We start from the raw sequence: 4,766 nt of genomic DNA on the forward strand, positions 1-4,766 counted from the left end.
CTCCTTAGCTTCAGTCTCTCAAGCGAAAGCAAGCTTTCGTTTCGAGCCTTCCAGCACCGGAGTCGAGCTAGCACAGGCTTCTCCGCTTTTCTTTAATGCATTGCTTTCTTTTCAAAGCGGATAATATCTGCGTCTGCACCGATTACGATCAGTACATCATTGATTTTGATTTCTTCATCTGCTTGCGGAGAAACGAGAATATCAGCTCCCCGTTTAATCGCAACAATATTTATTCCATATTTCGCACGGATATCTAGATCAATTAAAGTAGAGCCAGCCAATATTTCATTCGCTTTTATCTCCATAATTGAATGTTCTTCCGATAACTCCAAATAATCAAGTACATTATTTGTCATTATGTTGTTGGCAATTCGAATACCCATATCGCGTTCAGGATGGACCACTTGATCGGCACCGATTTTACGTAATACTTTTTCATGATAGTCATTTTGAGCYTTTACCGTGATTTTATTGACACCAATTTCCTTCAACATCAACGTTGTTAAAATACTGGATTGAATGTCCTCTCCAATCGCAACGATTACATGTTCAAAATTACGTATCCCAAGTGATTTCAAGACAGATTCATCTGTCGTATCTGCAACAATAGCTTGTGTCGCGATTGATGCAAATTCATCGACACGGTCTGAAAACTTATCGATGGCCATAACATCTGCACCTTGTTCAATCAGCTCACGAACTATACTTCCACCAAATCGACCTAACCCAATAACTACGAATTCTTTCTTCATCTTTCAACCTCCGTTGCGGAACGAATGGTCATAGTGTATCACAACTTTAATAGACGCTCAAAATGTTTTTACGCTTCTCCAAATTGGGACATCACCAACTGGTGATAATGACCACGATCTTTCATTAAAGAATCATGATTCCCCGATTCCAAAACACGTCCATTTTCCAAAACAATAATCTGATTTGCTTCACGGATGGTAGAAAGTCGATGAGCAATCATGATCGCTGTCCGGTTTTTCAACAGCGTTCTTAACGCTTGTTGAATTTGAAGTTCTGTTTCCGTATCAATGGAAGCTGTTGCCTCATCCAGAATGATAATTCTTGGATTTGCAAGAAGTGCCCGTGCAAAAGATAACAGTTGTCGTTCACCAACGGATAAAATATTCCCTCGCTCTTCCACTTCGGTATCATACCCATTCGATAAACGCTCGATGAAACGGTTTGCACCAACAGCTTCGGCTGCATTGATTACTTCTTCATCCGTAGCATGTGGATTGCCGAATCGAATATTATCCATGATGGAGCCTGAGAAAATAAACGTTTCCTGAAGTACAATGCTGATTTGTTCACGCAATGCACTCAGTGATAAATCACGGATATCCATTCCATCCATTTTCACCACACCAGAAGTTGGATCGTAAAAACGTGAAACCAGATTGGCAATTGTCGTTTTACCAGATCCCGTATGACCAACCAGGGCAACCGTCTCCCCTGCATTCATTTCAAGAGAGATTCCTTTTAAAGCTAAACGGTCTTTTTCATAACCGAATTGAACATTTTCAAATTCGATATGACCTTGTAATTGATTAATTTTAGTTGGATTTGCTTTTTCATGTACCAAAGGCTGCTCATCCAAGAATTCGAAAATTCTTTCAGAGGACGCCATCCCCATCAGTAATTGGTTATATATCTGGCCTAAACGTGAAATTGGCTCCCAGAACATGCCGAGGTAAAAGGCAAATGCGACGAATGCACCAAGGTCAAGCTGGTCATTTTGGATTAAATATGCACCGTACAAAATCAGAACAACCGAACCAACGGCATTCGTCATTTCTACGAACGGTCGGAACATAGAATTCTTTTTAGTGGCTACACGCCAAGACTCAAAACTTTCTTCATTAATTCCATTAAAGAACGCCATGTTTTCATTTTCCTGTGTGAATGATTGAGTAATTCGCATTCCTTGAATACTTTCATTCAGATGGGAGTTGATTTTCGCTTGTTTCATCCGCACATCCTGCCATGAGCGACGGATGTTTTTACGCAGCGTCGTCGAGATGAAAAACATCAGGGGCAAGATGACCAGAACTGCTAAAGCAAGTGGTGGACTGAGCGTAAACAGGATGATAAGTACCCCTATAAGAAGTAGCAAATCCATCAATAGATTGATAACACCATTTGTAAACAACTCTTGCAGCGAGTTTATATCGTTCATAATCCTGACGAGTATTGAGCCGGCTGAACGTTGATCGAAGAAACGATGCGATAGCCATTGAACATGCGTAAACAAATGTTTACGCAAATCGTATATTACATTTTGACCGAGTTCATTCATCCACCTTATTCTGAAACGATTCGCAACAGTGTTGACAATATATAATCCTGCAATAGTACCAACCACCACCCATAGCATTTGAGCATCTTTGTTTTCCAATGCTTGGTCAATGGCATACTCACCTATCAAAATAGGGATGATAAGCCGAATCAGCGTGGTAATTGTTACAGCAATAAAAGCCTTTGGCAATAATGTTTTTGCATAAGGTTTCACATACGTAAAGAGTCGAGCGAGTTGGTACCAGTTAAACGGTGCATCAATTACATCATCCGAAGAGTAGCGGAATCGTTTTAATACACTAGGATTGATTTGTTTAGTCATTGTGATTCCGCCTTTCTATGCATAAATATTTTCAAGTTGGTCTTTGTATTGAATTTCATAAATCCGCTTATACAAACCTTGTTGTTTTATCAATTGATCATGCGTACCTCTTTGAACAATCTTCCCATGCTCAAATACAATCAACTCATCTGCATGTTTCACAGATGAAATCCTGTGAGCAATAATAAACGTTGTACGGCCTTTCATCACTTCTTCCAAAGCCTTTTGAATGTGAAGTTCCGTTTTCATGTCTACAGCACTTGTTGCATCATCTAGCACCAAAATTGCAGGATTCTGGCATAATGCCCGAGCGATTGCAATTCTTTGTTTTTGCCCGCCTGATAAACCGAGCCCCCGCTCCCCTAACATCGTGTCATAGGTTTCAGGTAGCTCCATTATAAAATCATGGGCATTGGCACGTTTAGCTGCATCGATAATTTCATCCATCGTTGCATCAGGACGACCATATGAAATATTGGCTTTAATCGAAGATGAAAATAAAAATGATTCTTGAAGAACAAAGCCAATGTTAGAGCGTAGTGAGGTAAGCGAATATTCATCGACAGCAATGCCATCAATTTTAACTGTTCCCGTTGTCGGTTCGTAAAAACGCGTTAACAGTTGTGTTAAACTCGTTTTACCTGAACCCGTTGCACCTATTAACCCAACCCGTTTTCCAGCTTCCACTTTCAAATTCACTTCTTCAAGAGCTAATTGATCTTCTTCACGATATTGAAGAGTGACATTTTCAAACGCTACATGTCCTTTCATTCTTGAACCATCGATTGCATTTTCTTTGGATGTAATCGGTTCGGGTGCTTCCAGCACTTCCAGTAAACGCTCTCCGGATGCTTTTGATTGAGAGAAAAGATTGACCGTGAAACCTAAGTTCATAATCGGAAAAATAATGTAACCCAATAAGCTGTAGAATGCCACTAAGCGCCCAACACTTAATTGACCTTCCATAACTAGGAAGCCCCCGTAGCCGAATAAGAAGACCACGCTGATATTTCCGAGGAACTCCATCACAGGAAAGTACTTTGCCCAGATTTCAGTTGTAAATAAATATCGATCTTTATAGTCACCGTTTGAATTGTTAAATTTGTTAATTTGGAACGATTCACGGGAAAGTGATTTCACTGTATGAATCCCGCTAATGTTTTCTTGAACATTCGTATTTAATTTACCGAATGATTTACGGATGTCCCTGAAAGCCGGATGCACCAATTTATCGAATCGTAGCACTGCTACAACTAATAAAGGCATGGCGGCCATCGACACAAATGTTAATGAAACTGAATAATAAAACATAACGCAAAGCGAAACGGATACTAAAAACACCAAACGGAACAACTCAACGAATCCGAACGATAAGAAGAACCTGAATCCTTCTACGTCAGCTGTCAGTCGGGACATTAAGTCTCCCGTTTTTGCATTATCGTAATACGAGAATGGCAAACGTTGCAATTTAGCATATAACGCATTTCGCAATTCATAGACCGAGCGAATTCCGAACATATCCCCCGTGTATTGCCCAATGTACGTGGCAATTCCTTTGATAATCATAAGACCCATGAAAATCCCAGCAAGTTTCCATGCCAAATCATATTCTTGCCCCTTAATTACACGGTCAATGGTTTGTTGCAAGATGATTGGATAGGCAACTGTAATTAACAAGGTGACCAAGAGCATGAACAAGGACCAAAAGAATAAATGTTTATTTGGCAAGTAATACTCTTTCAATTTTTTGAAAATTCCCAAGTTGTTTCCCCCTAATTCAAAAGACATAGTATTTAATATATCGGATTCCGAAATAAATGACCACCCCCTTTTGACTGATATTTTATAAAACTTTAAATTTTCTTTTTTATTGTCCGGATTATTATTATCAAATCTTCGGAATAGGACATCCTTCCCAATAAAAAAAGTGCTCAACATAAAAGAATTACCAGGATCTTTACATCCCTGAATTCGATTATGCTGAGCACTTATTCATTCAATTAAAATGGATTATGAATTACGCATTTCATCTAACACGCGGTTGACACGTTTTTCAAGCATTTTCATTCCACTACCACCCGCTTGGAAATGACGCAGTTGACCAGCTTTATCAAATACGTAGTATGCAGGTACATAT

The 4,766-nt window shown here is 39.4% G+C and carries 3 protein-coding genes and 1 pseudogene; all 4 read right to left on the reverse strand.

Going from position 1 to position 4,766, the window contains the following annotated elements; genetic code table 11:
• Positions 1 to 92: 92 nt before the first annotated feature.
• The gene (locus AC1DSB_RS14570) at positions 93 to 752 is read right to left on the reverse strand and encodes a potassium channel family protein (RefSeq protein WP_016427837.1); all 660 of its coding nucleotides are present in this window, start codon (positions 750 to 752) and stop codon (positions 93 to 95) included.
• A 68-nt stretch (positions 753 to 820) separates the two neighbouring features.
• Complete coding sequence (locus tag AC1DSB_RS14575; RefSeq protein WP_342541866.1) at positions 821 to 2,629, reverse strand: ABC transporter ATP-binding protein; 1,809 nt, start codon at positions 2,627 to 2,629, stop codon at positions 821 to 823.
• A 15-nt stretch (positions 2,630 to 2,644) separates the two neighbouring features.
• Positions 2,645 to 4,390, reverse strand: a complete 1,746-nt coding sequence (locus AC1DSB_RS14580; RefSeq protein WP_342541867.1) for an ABC transporter ATP-binding protein — start codon at positions 4,388 to 4,390, stop codon at positions 2,645 to 2,647.
• 249 nt (positions 4,391 to 4,639) lie between these two features.
• Positions 4,640 to 4,766 (reverse strand): annotated as a pseudogene (locus AC1DSB_RS14585) (TlpA family protein disulfide reductase); the annotation flags it as partial.

Source organism: Paenisporosarcina sp. P4_E4_2 (assembly GCF_056401595.1).

Bases quoted from the DNA above. Each gene is read 5' to 3' on its own strand.
- AC1DSB_RS14575 (WP_342541866.1), bottom strand. From the start codon at position 2,629: ATGACTAAACAAATCAATCCTAGTGTATTAAAACGATTCCGCTACTCT.